Consider the following 15,931-nt stretch of genomic DNA (forward strand, 5'->3'; position numbering starts at 1 on the left):
ATTTTCATCTCCTTTATCGCGATTTATTTTGCTAGCTCGAAAATCTCTGTTATCGCCTCTTTCGTATAAATCTCACTCATGCCCCAGTCCTTTGCGTTTGTGTAGGCGACCGCGATGACGTCGTTTAGGACGCTGCCTTTTATGTTTAGCTGACTAAGCCTGGTCGGAGTGCCGATCCTATCAAACCACGCCTCAAGCGCCGTGATGCCCTCGTCTGCGCCCTTAAGGCCAAAAATTTCACGCGCAAAGCGCTCGAACTGAGCTAAATTCCTGCCCTTATACCACTTCATCCAAGCGGGCATCACGACCGATAGCCCCGCTCCGTGTGCACAGTCTGTCACCGCGCTCATAGCGTGCTCGATCATGTGATTTGGATAGCTAAAGCCGCCCGTGCCGACGTAGGTCAGGCCGTTTAGCGCCATCGTCGCAGCCCAGGCAAATTCAGCCCTAGTATCGTAATCATCGGGATTTGCGAGCAAAATTTCAGTCGTTTTGATGACGGCTTTGATGTTGGCCTCGACGTATGAGCTGATGAGTCCCGGCTGGACGTTCGCGGTGAAATAGCCCTCTATGCTGTGCGCAATGATGTCGCTCGCCGAATACACTAGATATTCGCGGCTGACGCTAGCTTGCAGCTCGGGGTCGATGACCGAGACCTTCGGGTATAGCACGCGACCGTCTATGGCGTATTTCTGGCGAGTCTCTTCTCTCGTCACGACAGCACCGCTGTTCATCTCACTGCCAGTCGCGGCTAATGTAATGATGTCAAAGATCTTTAGTGCCAGGCTCGGGCTCTTGCCTGTAAAAAAGTCCCAAACGTCGCCGTCATAGCAGGCTCCCGCTGCGACCGCCTTGGCACTGTCTAGCACCGAGCCGCCGCCGATAGCCAGCACGCTGTCAGCGCCAAAATCCTTAGCGATCTTGATAGCTTCTTTTATCTTGCTCAGCACGGGGTTGCTTTTCACGCCACCACACTGGGTAAATTCTATGCCGTTTCGCCTCAGGCTGTCTGTCGCCGTGTCGAAAAGTCCGCTTTTTTTCACGCGTTCGCTACCGTAGATGATGATCGCTTTTTTAGCGCCGAAATCTTTCATATATGAGCCGATATTTCGCTCTTTGCCTTTGCCAAATTCGATACGAGTGGGATTACAGAAACTAAAATCTTGCATGCTTTCTCCTTTGAAATTTTAAAAATTATAGCCCTTTAAAAGCAAACGGCGATAGATAGATACTCCAAAATCCTTGCCTGATCCTACAAATTTTAAAATTTTTGGAAATTTTCGCTTGGTTGCTCGCGCTGTTTGTGCCTGTGCTAGGGTGCTCATGTAATGAGTAAGATGGCTCTGTTTTAAAAAGTGTTGATACCTTTAAGCAAACGCTTCGTAAATCTTATTTACTCCAGGAGAGACCTGGCACGGACGCGAACAGCGTTTGTGCGGGAGCGAGTAGTCGAACGTGTAGCACGATTTACGCGGTCAGCTACCGCTTCCCTGTAAATCGGCGGCGATAGCGTTGCTACATAAGATTTGACTACACCAGAACGTTTAAAATTTTAAAAATAAACCCTTTTCAAAACAGAGTCAAATATTTGCGAAGCGCTTACGATAGAGTATTGATTTTACTGAATAAAATTGATAGTGGTGTGAAATTTCGCAGTATTTGAGGGCTAGCCCCGGACACCGTCAATCCAGAGCTAAATTTGGCCTAGTCCCAGCCTAGAGCTTCGCGTTTGGCTTTCAAATCAGCCACGAGCCCTTCGGCAAGTGCGTTGTGATCGACATTTACGACCATTTTTGAGCCGAGTATCGGCAGCGTGCCGTTTGCCATAAATTCTTTCACCGCCTGCGAGCCCTCTACCGGAGCTTGCACGCTGTGATAAGACGAGATGCCAAGTAGCCTAAAAGCAAGTGCGGCGTCTATGCCCTTTTCGTTCGACCACTCGGGACTCGTGAAAGCATATGGCAGGTCTTTGATCTTTACGCCAAGCTTTGCCGAAAGGGCGTTGAACATACCGCTGGCGCGCGCGTTATCCAGGCATTCGCCCATGTGCCAGATCGGCGGGATATTATAAGGCTCTAAAAATTCTCTCAGCCCGTCACCGCAAAATTTCAGCGCACCGGCGTTGCAAAAGCCAAGCTTTAAAAGCGGGAACGACGCACAGCCGTTGGTCATGATAAGGACGTTGTTTTTTAGCAAAATTTGCGCGACTTCGACGACGGCTTTTTCATAGACGATGCGAGGGTTCGAGCAGCCCACGAGATTTACGAGGCCTAAAATTTTGCCGCTTTTGAGTGCCTCTGCTATCTGCTCCAGTCCGCCGAAAATTTTATTGACGTTTTCGACTGAAAAGCCCATTTTAGCCTCGACCGAGTATATCGGGATCTTGACCGGCACGCCGCGGCGAGCCTCAAAGCTCTTGATAGCGCGGTTTAAAATTTTCTCGGCTATCGCGTGGATGTCGGCTAAATTCGAGTGATGATGATCAAATCCGTAATGCTCCGCCCCAGGCAGTCTGCCCGAGTCGCTTGTCGTTACGACCGTGGTTTTGAAGCACTGCGCGACCTCCATGATAGACGGGAATACATCCTGCACGTCCGCGATCCAAAGATCGATCGCCCCCGTGCCCATGACTAGCTCCGAGCCCACGGCGTTTGAAAGCGGGATGACGCCGTCGTAGCGATACATCGCCGATAGTCCGCTACAGCAAATGCCGTAAAACTGGATGCCAAGTGCGCCTTTTGACCTCGCCAGCTCCTGAAATTTCTCGCTTTTACCAAGCTTTACGATGACGCTTACTAATAGCGGCGAGTGGCCGTGCACGGCGATATTTACAAAGCCTTTCTTGATCGCGCCTAAATTTATCTGCGCGTCGTTTAGCTTTGGCAAGCCGTAAAGGCAGTCCATCGCGATCGACGTGCCTAGCGTGCTCGACCACGCAAACGCTACTCCCGTGCGCAAAAACTGCTTCATGATGTTTCGCCAGTCGCCGTCCGTGCCCGTAGTCGTGCGGTGCAGGCTCTCAAAGACCTCGTGATAGACGCCAACAGGTAGCAAGTCAAGCTCTCGCCACACCTCTTGACGCTCTTTTGGAGCGAATTTCTCTATCGTTTTGTGAGTAGCAGGCACCGTGCGCGAGAGATCTTCTAGCAAGATATCAGCTATCTGGCCGGCCAGCTCTTTTACCGTCTTGCCCTCGCTCTCAAGCCCGAAAGTCGCCGCCACGGCTAAAATTTTCTCTTCGCCCTCGATCGGCAGGTCCAGCTTGCCCTCGGCGGCGTATTTTAGCGCCAGCATTGTCTCTCTGCCTCTGGCTCCATGCGCCGCAGCACCCGCAGCTACGTGTCTGAGTAAATTTCTCGAAACTATCGTATCCGCTGTCGCACCGCATATGCCGCGCGTGGCTTTGGCGGTTATCTTGCACGGCCCCATGAAGCAGTTTTTACAGCAAATGCCCGCCATGCCGAAGGTGCATTGAGGTTTTTGCTTGTCAAATCTGTCAAAAACGGTCTCGATCCCGGCCTCTTGCATGTTAAGGAGCATTTCACGCACGGCTGGGTCCGGGGTTTGTTCGATGACGGTCTTTTTGTCGGGGAAGGTCTTTTTGTAAAGATTGATCGCGTGGTTGTAGTCGGTAAATTCCACGCCGTCCTCGTATGGATAAACTCCATTTTCGTTTGGTTCTAAAGCCCCGTATTTCTGGACTTTGATGCCTAAAATTTCGTCATTGTTTTGCATAATTTCGCTCCTTTTATGCTGATAAATTTACATTATTTTTACAATGTGGAGCGAATTATATCATTATTTTTTCGCAAAAATACTTGCTTTATGATAAGAAATCGAAATTTTATATCGCTGTATCGTAAATTTTATGTAAAAATTTAATCTCGCTCGCTATAATCACACATTTTAAATTTAGGACGAGAGTTGATGAATAGACGAAACGCTTTGCAAATTTTGGGCGGATTTTTGGCGCTTCAGGGACTGCCGATGCTTGCTAGTGCCCCGAAGACCGGTGTCAAGATCGGTTTCGTGCCCATAAGCGATCATCTAATCATCATCGCAAAGCAACTTTGCCAAAGCCAAAATTTCAATATTGTACCGATAAAATTCGCAAGCTGGGTCGATTTAGCCGAGGCCTTGCGTGCGGGCGCTATAGACGGGGCTTTTTTGCTAGCTCCGCTTGGGCTCATGCTGCGGGCGAATAAAGCCGACATCAAAGTCGTCATGTCCGCACACAAAAACGGCTCGTCACTGGTAGCTAGAAGTGATATATCAAGCGTGCGCGCTCTAGCTGGAAAAAAGATCGCCGTGCCGTCTAAATTCAGTATGCATTATTTTTTGCTTGACATCATCGCAAGGCGCGAAAATATCGACTTCATAACGATAGAGATGCCGCCTCCTGAGATGCCGTTTGTGCTACTTAGTCGCCAGATAAATGCCTACATCGTCGCCGAGCCTTTCGGGCAAATGGCTGTAAATTTCAAAAATCGCGCCAAAAATTTGCTCTTTTCAAAAGATATCAAGCCAAACCATATATGCTGCACGCTGAATTTTCGCTCGGATCTGCTTAGTGAGCCCTATTTTGACGAGCTTTTAGCGGCGTTTAAAAAGGCCGCTATTTTCATCACGAAAGAGCACACCGCTAGCGCACGGCTCGGTGAGGCGATAATGAATCAAAAAGCCGCACTTTTGGAGCAAATTTTAGACGAAAATATCGCGCGATACGATGATCTTGACTTAAATTTAGCCGAGCTGGAGGAGCTTAGAGATTTTTTAGTCGCCAAAGGGCTTGGCAACGAAAATCTCGCAAATTTAGACATCAGCGAGTATCTGGAGGCAAGATGAGATATGTTTATCAAATTTTAGTTTTGGCCGCAGTCTTAGCGCTTTGGCAGGGCTTTAGCGGCGATCTTTTACCCTCGCCCGAAGATGCTTTGACCGCACTTTTAGAGCTCATAAAAAGCGGGAATTTAGCTACCGGTATCGCCGCTTCCATATCGCGCTATGTCGCGGGACTCGTGCTGGGCTGTATTTTTGCCGTTACGGTCGGGCTGGTTTTCGGACTGTTTCCTAGCGTGGCGAGTGCCTTTGAGCCGCTCATCGGGTTACTGCGTCCGATATCGCCGATAGCTTGGATACCATTTGCCCTGCTTGCTTTTGGAATCGGTGATAAGCCGACTATTTTCATCATTTCGTATGCGGTGTTTTTCCCGATGCTGTTACTCACTACAAATGCCGTCAAAAGCACGCCTGCCGAGCTCATGCAGGCAGCTAGGGGCTTTGGAGCGAGTAGGCTGCAAACGATCATCGGCGTCATCCTGCCCTCAAGCCTCTTTGGCATCATCTCGGGGCTAAAGCTCGCCGCCAGCCTCGCGTGGATAAATTTAGTCGTGGGCGAAATGGTCGGGGCTCAAAGCGGGCTGGGATATCTCATCATAGACGCGCGAAACCAGCTTCGCATCGATATGGTGCTAGCCGTGATCTTTGTCATCGGCGTGATCGGCACCTGGATAAATTTTATATTTTCACTGGTTGAAAGGTGGGCGGCGGCGAGGTTGGGACGATGATAGAGATAAAAAATTTAAGCAAATCCTTTGGCAAGCACCAAATTTTAAAGGATATAAATTTACACATCGGTCGTAATGAATTTTGCGTATTGCTTGGTGGTAGCGGCTCTGGTAAAACGACGCTTTTAAATATCCTAAGCGGTGCGAGCGAGCTTGACGGCGGCGAGGTCAGGATCGGCGAGCGCAAATTTACTAGTCGCGTCAGTATGGATAAATCGCGCCAGATCATCACGCAGACTTATTCGCTCATGCCCTGGCTAAGCGCGAAAGAAAATATAAAATTTGCCCTAAAATGCAGCGGTATGAAGGACAAATGGCTACGTGAGAGCCGTGCGGAGGAGTTTTTGCAGCTTGTCGGGCTCACGCACAGAGCTCAGATGTTCCCACACTCGCTAAGCGGCGGACAAAAGCAGCGCGTCGCGATCGCAAGGGCGCTTAGCCTGAGTCCTGAAATTTTGTTTTTAGACGAGCCGTTTTCTGCGCTCGATCCCATAACACGGGCAAATTTACAGCTGAGGCTAAAAGAAATTTCAAGCACGCTTACTAGTATTTTCGTCACTCACGATATCGATGAGGCGCTGTTTTTAGCTGGCAAGATCGTCGTTTTGCACGATGGTAGGATCATAAAAGAGCTCTCAAATCCCAAATTTAACCCGCATGATGTGAGATATTTCGAGCTCAAGGCTAAAATTTTCGACCTCATTAACGGCGAAGACAGCGATCCTGAATACATGATATGACTAGCTATTTTTTGAAATTCTTGGCTTCTAGTCTGCCGTCTTTGTGGAGTTTGCCGCCAAAAACCGGAAATACGCTAGCCTCGCCGTAGTTTTCTACCGGAGCGATCTGCTTTAAAATTTTCATATCCGCAGGCGAAATTTCGAAATCTACATCCGCATTTTCTCTCATATGTTTGGCGTTCGCGGTCTTTGGCAAAGCCAGTAGCCCAAGCTCTATGCAATACCTCACGCAAAGGCGCGCAACGCTCACTCCGTAGCCTTTGGCGATGTCGGCGACTTGGGCGTTTTGTAGGATCGCTCCATGCGCGACGGGCGAATAAGCCTCGATCAAAATTCCGGCCTTTTGGCAGTAGTCGATGAGCTCAAACGGCGTGTTGCCGATGTGGCTTAGGACTTGATTTACCATCGGCTTTATCTCGCAGTTTGCGGTGATGTTTTCAATATCGATGCGCTCGAAATTCGACACCCCTATCGCGCGTAACTTGCCTGCTTTGTAGGCCGCCTCTAGAGCGCGCCATGCGGCGATGTTGCCCTCAAAAAAGCGCTCTCCCTCACGAAAATCCGTCCAAGGCTGCGGACTATGGATGATCATGAGATCGACGTAGCTAAGCCCGAGCTTTTGCAGTGACTCGTCTATGGCAGCCGCTGCCGTTTCGTAGTCTTTGATCTCAGCTCTTAGCTTTGTCGTCACGAAAATTTCCTCGCGAGCCACCGCGCATGTTCGCACACCCTCGCCTACTCCGCATTCGTTGCCGTAGGCCTCGGCAGTGTCGATGTGACGGTAGCCTAAATTTATGGCTTCGCACACGGTGGTTGCGACCTTATCGTCATCTATCAGCCATGTGCCAAGCCCGATCTTTGGGATCTTTACGCCATTTGCCAGTGTGAATGTCTGGTTTAAAATTTTACTCATTTTGACTCCTTTGGAATTTCAAAAGATTATATCTTTTAACGGCAAATGATCGCGATTACCTAGAAATTTCGTAGTTTTATGGGTATGGGTGAGTCGATCAGGGCTATGTCAAAGCTGTTTTTAGGCTCTTTTAGATTTGCGAAATTTTCGCCCGTATCGAGGAATTTTTGTAAAAAATACTCCTTTTTATAGCCCTTTTGGTATAAAATTTGCGCCATTTGCGAGATATCTTTTTCGTTTAGCAGGTCAAAATGCAGCGTCGTTCGCACCTCGAAGCTAAAATTTATGCTTAGTAAAAACTCTAACGTAGCCATAAATTTCTCGTATAGACTCGAGCCGGTCACGCTTTGAAATTTCTCTTTTGGCGCTTTGAAATCAAGCGCGATGTAATCGATCAAATTTTGCGAGATGGCCTCTTTTAAGACGGGTAGATTTGAGCCGTTGGTATCGACTTTGAGCGCGAAACCTCGCTTCTTGACCTCGCGAGCGAGCGGTAAAAACGACTGGCTCAGGGTGCATTCGCCGCCGCTAAAGACTATGCCGCTTAGCTTGCCTATGCGTCTATCTAAAAATTCGCAAAATTCCTCTGCGCTTAGCTTGCCTCTTGATAAAACGACGTCTATGTTGTAGCAGTAGGCGCAGCGCATATTACAGCCCGCAAACCACGCTATCGCGGCGACTCTGCCAGGGTAGTCCAGTGTGGTAAAGGGCGTGATGCTAAATATCGGGTGTTGCAAAATTTTCCTTGGGCGAAAAGGGCGAATGAGTCTTCGCCCTTTAAATTCGCGCGATTATGCGCTTTTTTGGCAAGTGCTAGCGCACTCGTCAAATTTCACGCGCTCTTTGTGCTCGCCTTTTTTGCCGAGGTTGAAGCTCTCGACCGGGCGATGATAGCCCATGACGCGTGTATAGACTACGCATTTTGTGCGTTTGTCGGCGAGTTTTGTCAAAATTTCTTTTTCACTCATGTTTGCTCCTTTCATTAAGATTGATTTTTTCGTTTTTCATTTTCTATCAGCTCTGCATCGCAGATCGGGCAGAACTCATGCTCGCCAGCGATGTATCCGTGCTTAGAGCATACGCTAAATACCGGCGTTATCGTGATATAAGGCAGCTTGTAGTTCGTGATGATGTTTTTTACGAGCTCTTTGCAGGCCTCAGGCGAGCTGATGCGCTCTTTCATATATAGGTGAAAGACCGTTCCGCCGGTGTATGCGCTTTGTAGCTCGTCTTGTAGGTCGAGCGCCTCGAACGCATCGTCGGTGAAATTTGCAGGAAGCTGCGTGGAGTTCGTGTAGTAGATGTTCTCCTCCATGCCGGCTTGGATGATGTCAGGATAGCGCTTCTTGTCCTCTTTCGCGAAGCGATATGTCGTACCCTCGGCAGGGGTGGCCTCTAGGTTGTAGAGGTTGCCCGTCAGCTCTTGGAAGCTTCTTATCTTGTCGCGTAAGAAATTTACCATTTCAAGGGCGAATTCGCGTCCAAATTTGGTCGAAATGTTCTCTTTATCGCCGGTAAAATTTCGTAAAAGCTCGTTCATGCCGTTTATACCGATCGTGCTGAAGTGGTTATTAAAATGCTTCAAATATCGCGCCGTGTAAGGATATAGCCCGCGATCATACATCTCTTGGATAAATTTGCGCTTTTTCTCAAGTGTGGATTTGGCCAGCTCGAGTAGGTATTCAAGGCGTGCGTAGAGTCCTTTTCTGTCGCCCTTGTAGTTGTAGCCCAGGCGAGCTAAATTTATAGTGACTACGCCGATGCTACCGGTCATCTCGGCACTTCCAAAAAGTCCGCCGCCACGCTTTAAAAGCTCTCTTAGATCAAGTTGTAAGCGGCAGCACATGGAGCGCACGTGCCCCGGCTTATATGCCGAGTCGTTTGCAATGCGTTTTCCATTTTCGTCGATGGTGTATTGTGAGCCGATGAAATTTTGAAAGTAGCTGGAGCCCATTTTTGCGGTATTTTCAAAAAGCACCTGCGCCACTTCGCTGTCCCAGTCGAAATCCTCGGTGATATTTACGGTCGGGATCGGGAATGTAAATGGCTGCGAGCACTTATCGCCTTCGGTCAAAATTTCATAAAATGCCTTGTCTATGCGCGCCATCTCAGGCTCGAAGTCTTTATAAGTCATATCTATGAGCTTGTCTCTGCCGCGCTCTTTAGCACGTTTTAGCGCCACTTCGTCGGTGAAATTCGAAAACAAATGCACGTCATTTGACGTAGGTATCTGATCTCTTAGATCGCTTGGGCAGGTGATATCGATGGTCACGTTGGTAAAAGGGCTCTGGCCCCAGCGAGCCGGGACGTTTAGGTTAAAGATAAAGCTCGTGATCGCCTTTTTGATCTCGATGTCGCTTAAATCGTCTTTAAATACATACGGTGCTAGGTATGTGTCAAAGCTCGAAAATGCCTGCGCTCCGGCCCATTCGCTCTGTAAAATTCCAAGGAAATTCGCCATTTGAGACAGCGCCTCGCGGAAATGCTTTGGCGCGCGGCTCTCTACGCGCCCGCGAACGCCATTGAAGCCCTCGTTTAAAAGCGCTCTTAGGCTCCAGCCCGCGCAGTATCCCGTGAGGCAGTCGAGGTCGTGGATGTGATAGTCGCCGTTTCTGTGCGCGATGCCCTCTTCTTTGCTATAAACTGCGTCTAGCCAGTAGTTTGCGATGACTTTACCTGCGGTGTTGTTGATGAGGCCGGCGTTTGAGTAGCTGGTGTTGGAATTTGCAGCGATCCGCCAGTCGGTACCGTTTATGTATTCGTTTATCGTTTGAGTCGAATTTATATAAGTCGTATCTTCGTTTAGCCCCAAAACCTGCTCGCGTTGGAGCTTGTGCGTGTGGCGATAGAGCATGAAGCTTTTTAGGATATTGAAATAGTGGCCCTCAAAGAGCTCTTTTTCTATCGCATCCTGGATATCTTCGACCGTTATGGCGCCTGATTTTTGAAAGATATCTTGAACGACATTTGTGAAAATTTTCTCGTCGTATGGTGTGTTTTCGCTTTCAAACGCCTTTTTTATCGCATCTACTATCTTGTATGCGACAAATTCCTGCCTGGTTCCGTCTCGTTTTAAAATTTCTCTCATGCCCTGACCTGTTTAGTTAAAAATTATTGGAAGTATAGATAAATTTGGCTTAAAATATGATATCTTTTATCATAATAAAAGAGTAACGCTTTAATTATAGGCTTATAAATTTAGATTTATTTGCGTTATGGTTTTAATTTTGGACTACATGGAATTTGAGCGAACTTTTTTAAATTCGCTTAAATTTAGTTTGAGTTTGAAATTTTGATTAAAAAATATTAAAGTCAAAATAATATGGAAATTTTTACTATTTTTATGGTCACTGACACCCCTCGCACTCGATGCTGCGGTCTGCGACATTATTTACCTTTTCACTATCGGGACTTTCCGAGCGTAGATAGTAGGTCGATTTTAGTCCCAGCTCCCACGCAAGCGTGTAAATTTCACTCAGATACCCGCCGCTTGCTTTATCCAGGCTCATAAAGATATTCAGGCTCTGCCCTTGGTCGATCCACTTTTGGCGCACGGCGGCGGCACGCACGAGCACGCGCTGGTCGAGCTCATATGCCGGCGTGTAAAACTGCCATGTATCGGGGCTTAAATTTGGCACGACATTTGGTATCATGCCGCTTAGGTTGTGCTCGAACCACTTGCGCTTATACACGGGCTCGATGGTCTGCGTGGTGCCCACAAGGATCGAGATCGAGCTAGTCGGAGCGATCGCCATGAGATAGCCGTTTCGCATGCCGTCCGTTTTCACCTTTGCGCGCAGCTTCTCCCAGTCGCACACATCCTCGTCAAATAGCCCGCCGCGGTTTAGCAAAGCTTTGGCGTTTTCGTTCGCGGTGTCGATCGGCATCACGCCGCGACTCCATTTCGAGCCCTCGAAGGTCGGGTATTTGCCCTTTTCTACGGCCAAATTCGAGCTCGTGTAGATCGCTTGGTAGCTGATGTTTTCCATGATGCTATCTATCAGCGCAAAATGCTCGTAGCCGCCCCATTTGATGCCACGCTCGGCTAGCATCTGCGCCTCGCCCATGACGCCTAGACCTATCGAGCGGGAGGCCAAATTCGTGTGTTTGACCTTTTTATGCGGGTAGAAATTTAGATCGATCACGTTATCGAGCATGCGCACGGCGATCGGCACGACGCGCTCGATGTCGGCTTTTTTATTCACCTTGCTTAAATTTATGCTTGCGAGGTTGCAAACGGCGGTTTTGCCTTCGACGCTTTCTTTTTCGACGATGAAAATTTGCCTGCCGCCAAGACTATCGAGCGCACTTAGTTTTTTGGCTTTTTTGGTTATGCCGCTGTCGATCGTGACGTCCTCCTCTTCGTCAAATAGCCGCTCGCCGCCATCATCAAAGGTGATTTTGATTTTGTAGTAGTTTGGTGCTGTGTTTTGGAAAATTTCGGTGCATAAATTCGAGCTTCTGATGATGCCTTCGTGATCGTTTGGATTTGCCTTGTTCGCGTTATCCTTAAAGCACAAAAACGGCATACCGGTCTCAAAGTAGCTAGTTAGAATTTTCTTCCAAAGTTCCTTTGCCAGCACGACGTTTTTTTGGATATCTTCGTCGTTTTCATACTGCTCGTAGCGGCGCTCGAAATTTTCACCATACAGGTCGCACAGGTCGCTTACTTGTGCCGGGTCAAAGAGGCTCCATCGCCCGTTTTCACGCACGCGCTTCATAAAGAGGTCATTTATCCAAAGCGCAGGAAATAGCTCGTGCGCGCGGCGTCTTTCCTCGCCAGAGTTTTTACGCAGGTCTAAAAAGTCCGCCACGTCCATATGCCACGGCTCGATATAGACGGCTATCGCGCCCTTTCTCGTGCCTAGCTGATCGACCGCGACGGCGATGTCGTTGGTGACTTTTAGAAACGGGATGATGCCGCCGGCTGCGTTTTTGTGCCCGTCGATGCTGCCGCCCATCGCACGCACCTTGCACCAGTCCCAGCCGATGCCCCCGCCAAATTTAGACAGCAGCGCCATCTCTTTGTAGCTGTCGAAGATCCCCTCGATATTATCGGGCGTAGAGCCCACGTAGCAGCTGCTTAGCTGATGGCGCGTGGTGCGGGCGTTTGAGAGTGTCGGAGTGGCGAGCATGACTTCAAATTTAGAGATGAGGTCGTAAAATTTCTTCGCCCAGCCTTGGCAGTCAAGCTCGTTTTGTGCGAGGAACATTGCAATCGCCATAAACATCTGCTGTGGAAGCTCGATGGGTACGCCGTTTTTGTCCTTGATGAGGTAGCGATCAAAGAGAGTTTTGATGCCTAGATATGCAAACTGCAAGTCGCGCTCGGGGCGGATGTATGCGTTTAGATCGTCGAGATCGTATTTTTCTTTGAGCCCTGCGATGATGCGTCCGGCTTTTTCGCCCTTTTGCAGATACTCGCGTAGGTGGTTGTAGCCGTTAAAGCCCGTGACCTTGTGGTAAAGGTCGTATAAAAACAGCCGCGCGGCGACGAATGTCCAGTTGGGGCGGTCGATGTCGATCTTATCGACTGCGGTTTTGATGAGGGTCTGCTGGATCTCCTCGGTCGTGATCATGTCGCGAAACTGGATCTTCGCATCCACTTCAAGCTCACTTAAATTTACGTTTTCTAAGCCCTCGACCGCCGCCGTCGTGTATTTTTTTATCTTGCTGATGTCCAGCTCCTCGGTCCTGCCGTTTCGTTTGATTACTTTCATAAATTCTCTTTCTTAATTAGATTTTTATCACTTTACCATGAATAGCCACTGTGGGCTAGAGATTAAATTTTTATGGATTAAGGTAGGAGGAGGTTGCCCCTTGCACGACGGTTTTTATTTGGCTAAAAATTTTCATCATTTACCAAACACCCTACCAAAAATCCTATCCACGTTTTTCGTGTAGTAGCCGTAGTCAAAGCACGCTTTTATCTCATCTTCGCTTAGTGAGCGGCGTAGCTCCTCGTCGGCGAGTAAATTTTGCAAAAACAGGCTGTGTCCGCCCTCGTCGATCGCCTTTTTGCCCTCTTGCAGGTCGGCCCAGACCTTCATCGCGTTTCGTTGCACGATCTTGTAGGCGTCCTCGCGCGAGATGCCGCGTTTTGGCAGCTCCAAAAGTACGCGCCCGGAAAAGACCAGCCCGCCGGTCAAATTTAGATTTTTCATCATATTTTCGGGATAAACGACTAAATTTTGGATGAGGTTTGCCAGGCGTGCGAGCATGAAATCAGCCGTGACGAACGCATCCGGCAGGATAAACCTCTCGACCGAGCTGTGGCTGATGTCGCGCTCGTGCCAAAGGGCGACATTTTCCAGTGCGGGCGTCACGTATGAGCGCAGCATACGGCAAAGTCCGGTGATGTTTTCGCTTAGCACGGGATTTCGCTTGTGCGGCATCGCTGACGAGCCCTTTTGTCCAGGGCTGAAATACTCCTCCGCCTCATAAACCTCCGTGCGTTGGTAGTGGCGGATGGCGATGGCGATCTTTTCGCAGGTCGCGGCGAGTATGGCGATCGCGCTGATGACATGCGCGTAGCGATCGCGCTGGATGACTTGATTTGACGCGGGGGCAGGGCGGAGTCCTAGGATCTCGCAGGTCAGCTCCTCAAATTCCATCGGCGCGTGGGCTAAATTTCCCATCGCTCCGCTTAGTTTGCCGTAGCTCGCGACCTCTTTTGCGTCCGTGATGAGTTTTAGCGCGCGTTTTATCTCGTCGTACCAGATGACTAGCACGAGCCCAAACGTGATCGGCTCGCCGTGGATACCGTGGCTGCGACCGACTATGAGCGTGTTTTTGTGCTCCATCGCGCGGGACTTGACGGCGGAGAGTAAATTTTGGACGTCTTCGATGATGAGCTCCAAGCTACCCTTTATCTGCAATGCCGCCGCCGTGTCGATGCAGTCGCTGCTCGTCATGCCGTAATGCACGAAGCGGCTCTCCTCGCCCAGGCTTTCGCTCACGCTCGTTAAAAACGCGATCACGTCGTGCTTGGTCGTCTTTTCGATCTCGTCGATACGCGCGACGTCAAATTTTGCGTTTTTGCAGATTTTCTCGCAGTCAGCGTCCGCGATGAAGCCAAGCTTATTCCACGCTTTGACCGCGGCTAGTTCGACTTGCAGCCACGCATCGTATTTTGCCTGCACGCTCCACTTTTTTGCCATTTGCTCGCGCGAATATCTCTCTACCATTTATCAGCCTTTTTAGGAAATTTTTGTATAATTTTTTAAGAGTGAAATTATATAAAATTTGGGCTGAAAGGGCGGTTAGGGGTCGCTAAATTTGGGCTTAAATTTTGAACTAAAATTTGATATTAAAGGGTAAAATTTGCCTTATGTTAATAGATTTATCGCTATCGCTCGCTCGCAAAAAGCCTATGAAATTTTGATGAATTTAGGCTTTAAAATGCACGAGGCACAGCGTCTCATCGATAAGGGCAGGCTGCTTTGTGACGGGGCGGTCGTGAGTGAGAAAAACGCCGTTTTGAGCGGTGAAATTCACCTGATCGACTACGAAACGAACCCGCGTGAGCTTAGTCCGATCTTTGAGTGTGATGAGTTTGCCGTGTTTGACAAGCCAAGCGGAGTGCTCAGCCACCCAAACGGTAGGCGCTGCGAGTATAGCCTAAACGATGAAATTTGGCACTTATACGGGCGTGAGGCGGCTGTCACGCATAGGCTAGACCGTGAAACGAGTGGACTCATCGTGGTTTCAAAGAATTTAGCGGCGCAAAAAGAGCTCAAAGCGATGTTTGAGAGTAGGGCGGTGAAAAAGCGCTATGTCGCGCTGGCTCGCGGTGAAATTTGCGAGCCCTTTGTCGTGAATGCGAAAATGGATCTAGCCAGCGACTACGACGATGTGAAAATGCGAATGCAGATTTGTGAGGATGGCAAGGTAGCGGTGACGGAATTTGAGCCGATGGAGTATTTTGCCGACATCGACGCGACGCTCGTGCGAGCCGTACCACTGACCGGCAGGCAGCATCAGATTCGCCTACATTTGTTCCACGTGAAACACGCTATCATCGGCGAGCCGCTTTACGGACTGGCAAAAGAGCAAATCATCAAAATTTTAGACGGCAAAATGAGTGAAACGGAGCGCGTAAATTTAACGGGAGCGTCAAGGCTGCTGCTACATGCGGATGAGATAGAGTTTAAATTTAGAGGGCGGGAATTTCACATAAAGAGCAAATTTAACGCACGAGATGAGTTTTATCGAGTGGCTAAAACCAAGTTTGAATTTGAATCTAAAAATATTTAAGGTATAAATAAAATCGTAAATTATTTTTTGGAAGATATATTAAATAAAATAGCTCTACTTTAAAAGTATTGATTTGCTGATGTTCTGGCATAATAAAATAGGACGAGTGTTGGTCTGCTCGCAGTTGCGAGACGAAGTCGAAGCAAAGCTTTGCTACGAAATAGAGAGTAAGCAAGCGCCACCATATTTGCTTGTAGTTGCAAGTGCATAGAGCGAAGTAAAAATAGCGCCATAGGTTCGGTTTTCTTTCACCTCTTGCAAAATTATGAGTGAAACGGCGCAGAGCGAGATATATTTGTTTATAGAGTAAAATCCGAAAGATAAAGCAGTATCCAGAATAAAAAATATAGAAATTTTTGAATAAATAAGATAAACGGAATTTATCAAATAAAAAATAATTTTATAAAGCTATTCCTTAAAGGCTATGTTATAATCAAATCTTATATAGAGCACGA

At 48.5% G+C, this 15,931-nt stretch carries 12 protein-coding genes; 4 read left to right on the forward strand and 8 right to left on the reverse strand.

Annotated features, from left to right (window positions below):
* Window positions 1-23: 23 nt before the first annotated feature.
* Together CCVT_RS00190 and cooS are read right to left on the reverse strand one after the other, a co-directional pair.
* The gene (locus CCVT_RS00190; RefSeq protein ID WP_018137275.1) at window positions 24-1,169 is read right to left on the reverse strand and encodes an iron-containing alcohol dehydrogenase; all 1,146 of its coding nucleotides are present in this window, start codon (window positions 1,167-1,169) and stop codon (window positions 24-26) included.
* Between the two features lie 535 nt (window positions 1,170-1,704).
* Window positions 1,705-3,735: an anaerobic carbon-monoxide dehydrogenase catalytic subunit gene (cooS, locus tag CCVT_RS00195; protein ID WP_018137276.1), complete on the reverse strand. Its 2,031-nt coding sequence runs from the start codon at window positions 3,733-3,735 to the stop codon at window positions 1,705-1,707.
* 192 nt (window positions 3,736-3,927) lie between these two features.
* Here cooS and CCVT_RS00200 point away from each other — a divergent pair, with 192 nt between their 5' ends.
* Genes CCVT_RS00200 through CCVT_RS00210 form a run of 3 tightly spaced genes read left to right on the forward strand, consistent with a single transcriptional unit; the run spans window position 3,928 to window position 6,307 of the window.
* Window positions 3,928-4,845 carry an ABC transporter substrate-binding protein gene (locus CCVT_RS00200; RefSeq protein ID WP_018137277.1) on the forward strand — a complete coding sequence of 306 codons (918 nt, stop codon included), beginning with the start codon at window positions 3,928-3,930 and terminating at the stop codon, window positions 4,843-4,845.
* Window positions 4,842-5,567, forward strand: a complete 726-nt coding sequence (locus CCVT_RS00205; protein WP_018137278.1) for an ABC transporter permease — start codon at window positions 4,842-4,844, stop codon at window positions 5,565-5,567. The genes CCVT_RS00200 and CCVT_RS00205 overlap by 4 nt, the downstream gene beginning before the upstream one ends.
* Window positions 5,564-6,307: an ABC transporter ATP-binding protein gene (locus CCVT_RS00210; RefSeq protein ID WP_018137279.1), complete on the forward strand. Its 744-nt coding sequence runs from the start codon at window positions 5,564-5,566 to the stop codon at window positions 6,305-6,307. Before CCVT_RS00205 ends, CCVT_RS00210 begins: the two co-directional genes overlap by 4 nt.
* Before the next feature lie 4 nt (window positions 6,308-6,311).
* On the opposite strand, the gene CCVT_RS00215 is transcribed toward CCVT_RS00210, so the two are convergent.
* The 6 genes from CCVT_RS00215 to purB form a co-directional block, all read right to left on the reverse strand.
* A complete protein-coding gene (locus tag CCVT_RS00215) occupies window positions 6,312-7,220 on the reverse strand; it encodes an aldo/keto reductase (RefSeq protein ID WP_018137280.1) in 909 nt (302 codons plus the stop codon).
* A gap of 59 nt (window positions 7,221-7,279) precedes the next feature.
* A complete protein-coding gene (locus CCVT_RS00220; RefSeq protein WP_018137281.1) occupies window positions 7,280-7,957 on the reverse strand; it encodes an anaerobic ribonucleoside-triphosphate reductase activating protein in 678 nt (225 codons plus the stop codon).
* A gap of 54 nt (window positions 7,958-8,011) precedes the next feature.
* Window positions 8,012-8,188 carry an anaerobic ribonucleoside-triphosphate reductase gene (nrdD, locus tag CCVT_RS10010; RefSeq protein ID WP_009649543.1) on the reverse strand — a complete coding sequence of 59 codons (177 nt, stop codon included), beginning with the start codon at window positions 8,186-8,188 and terminating at the stop codon, window positions 8,012-8,014.
* Window positions 8,189-8,202: 14 nt separating this feature from the next.
* Complete coding sequence (locus CCVT_RS00230) at window positions 8,203-10,308, reverse strand: ribonucleoside triphosphate reductase (RefSeq protein ID WP_018137282.1); 2,106 nt, start codon at window positions 10,306-10,308, stop codon at window positions 8,203-8,205.
* Between the two features lie 259 nt (window positions 10,309-10,567).
* A complete protein-coding gene (locus CCVT_RS00235; protein WP_018137283.1) occupies window positions 10,568-12,940 on the reverse strand; it encodes a ribonucleoside-diphosphate reductase subunit alpha in 2,373 nt (790 codons plus the stop codon).
* A 135-nt stretch (window positions 12,941-13,075) separates the two neighbouring features.
* Window positions 13,076-14,407: an adenylosuccinate lyase gene (gene purB, locus CCVT_RS00240; RefSeq protein WP_026175541.1), complete on the reverse strand. Its 1,332-nt coding sequence runs from the start codon at window positions 14,405-14,407 to the stop codon at window positions 13,076-13,078.
* A gap of 136 nt (window positions 14,408-14,543) precedes the next feature.
* Here purB and CCVT_RS00245 point away from each other — a divergent pair, with 136 nt between their 5' ends.
* Window positions 14,544-15,476 (forward strand): pseudouridine synthase family protein, encoded by a 933-nt coding sequence (locus CCVT_RS00245; RefSeq protein ID WP_018137284.1) that lies wholly within the window; start codon window positions 14,544-14,546, stop codon window positions 15,474-15,476.
* The last annotated feature ends 455 nt before the right edge of the window (window positions 15,477-15,931 follow it).

This window comes from Campylobacter curvus (assembly GCF_013372125.1).
Lineage (GTDB): Bacteria > Campylobacterota > Campylobacteria > Campylobacterales > Campylobacteraceae > Campylobacter_A > Campylobacter_A curvus.

Coding starts and splice junctions, on each gene's coding strand:
- CCVT_RS00230 (WP_018137282.1), bottom strand. CDS start 10,308: ATGAGAGAAATTTTAAAACGAGACGGAACCAGGCAGGAATTTGTCGCA.
- cooS (WP_018137276.1), bottom strand. CDS start 3,735: ATGCAAAACAATGACGAAATTTTAGGCATCAAAGTCCAGAAATACGGG.
- CCVT_RS00235 (WP_018137283.1), bottom strand. CDS start 12,940: ATGAAAGTAATCAAACGAAACGGCAGGACCGAGGAGCTGGACATCAGC.
- CCVT_RS00200 (WP_018137277.1), top strand. CDS start 3,928: ATGAATAGACGAAACGCTTTGCAAATTTTGGGCGGATTTTTGGCGCTT.
- CCVT_RS00210 (WP_018137279.1), top strand. CDS start 5,564: ATGATAGAGATAAAAAATTTAAGCAAATCCTTTGGCAAGCACCAAATT.
- CCVT_RS00190 (WP_018137275.1), bottom strand. CDS start 1,169: ATGCAAGATTTTAGTTTCTGTAATCCCACTCGTATCGAATTTGGCAAA.
- nrdD (WP_009649543.1), bottom strand. CDS start 8,188: ATGAGTGAAAAAGAAATTTTGACAAAACTCGCCGACAAACGCACAAAA.
- CCVT_RS00215 (WP_018137280.1), bottom strand. CDS start 7,220: ATGAGTAAAATTTTAAACCAGACATTCACACTGGCAAATGGCGTAAAG.
- purB (WP_026175541.1), bottom strand. CDS start 14,407: ATGGTAGAGAGATATTCGCGCGAGCAAATGGCAAAAAAGTGGAGCGTG.
- CCVT_RS00205 (WP_018137278.1), top strand. CDS start 4,842: ATGAGATATGTTTATCAAATTTTAGTTTTGGCCGCAGTCTTAGCGCTT.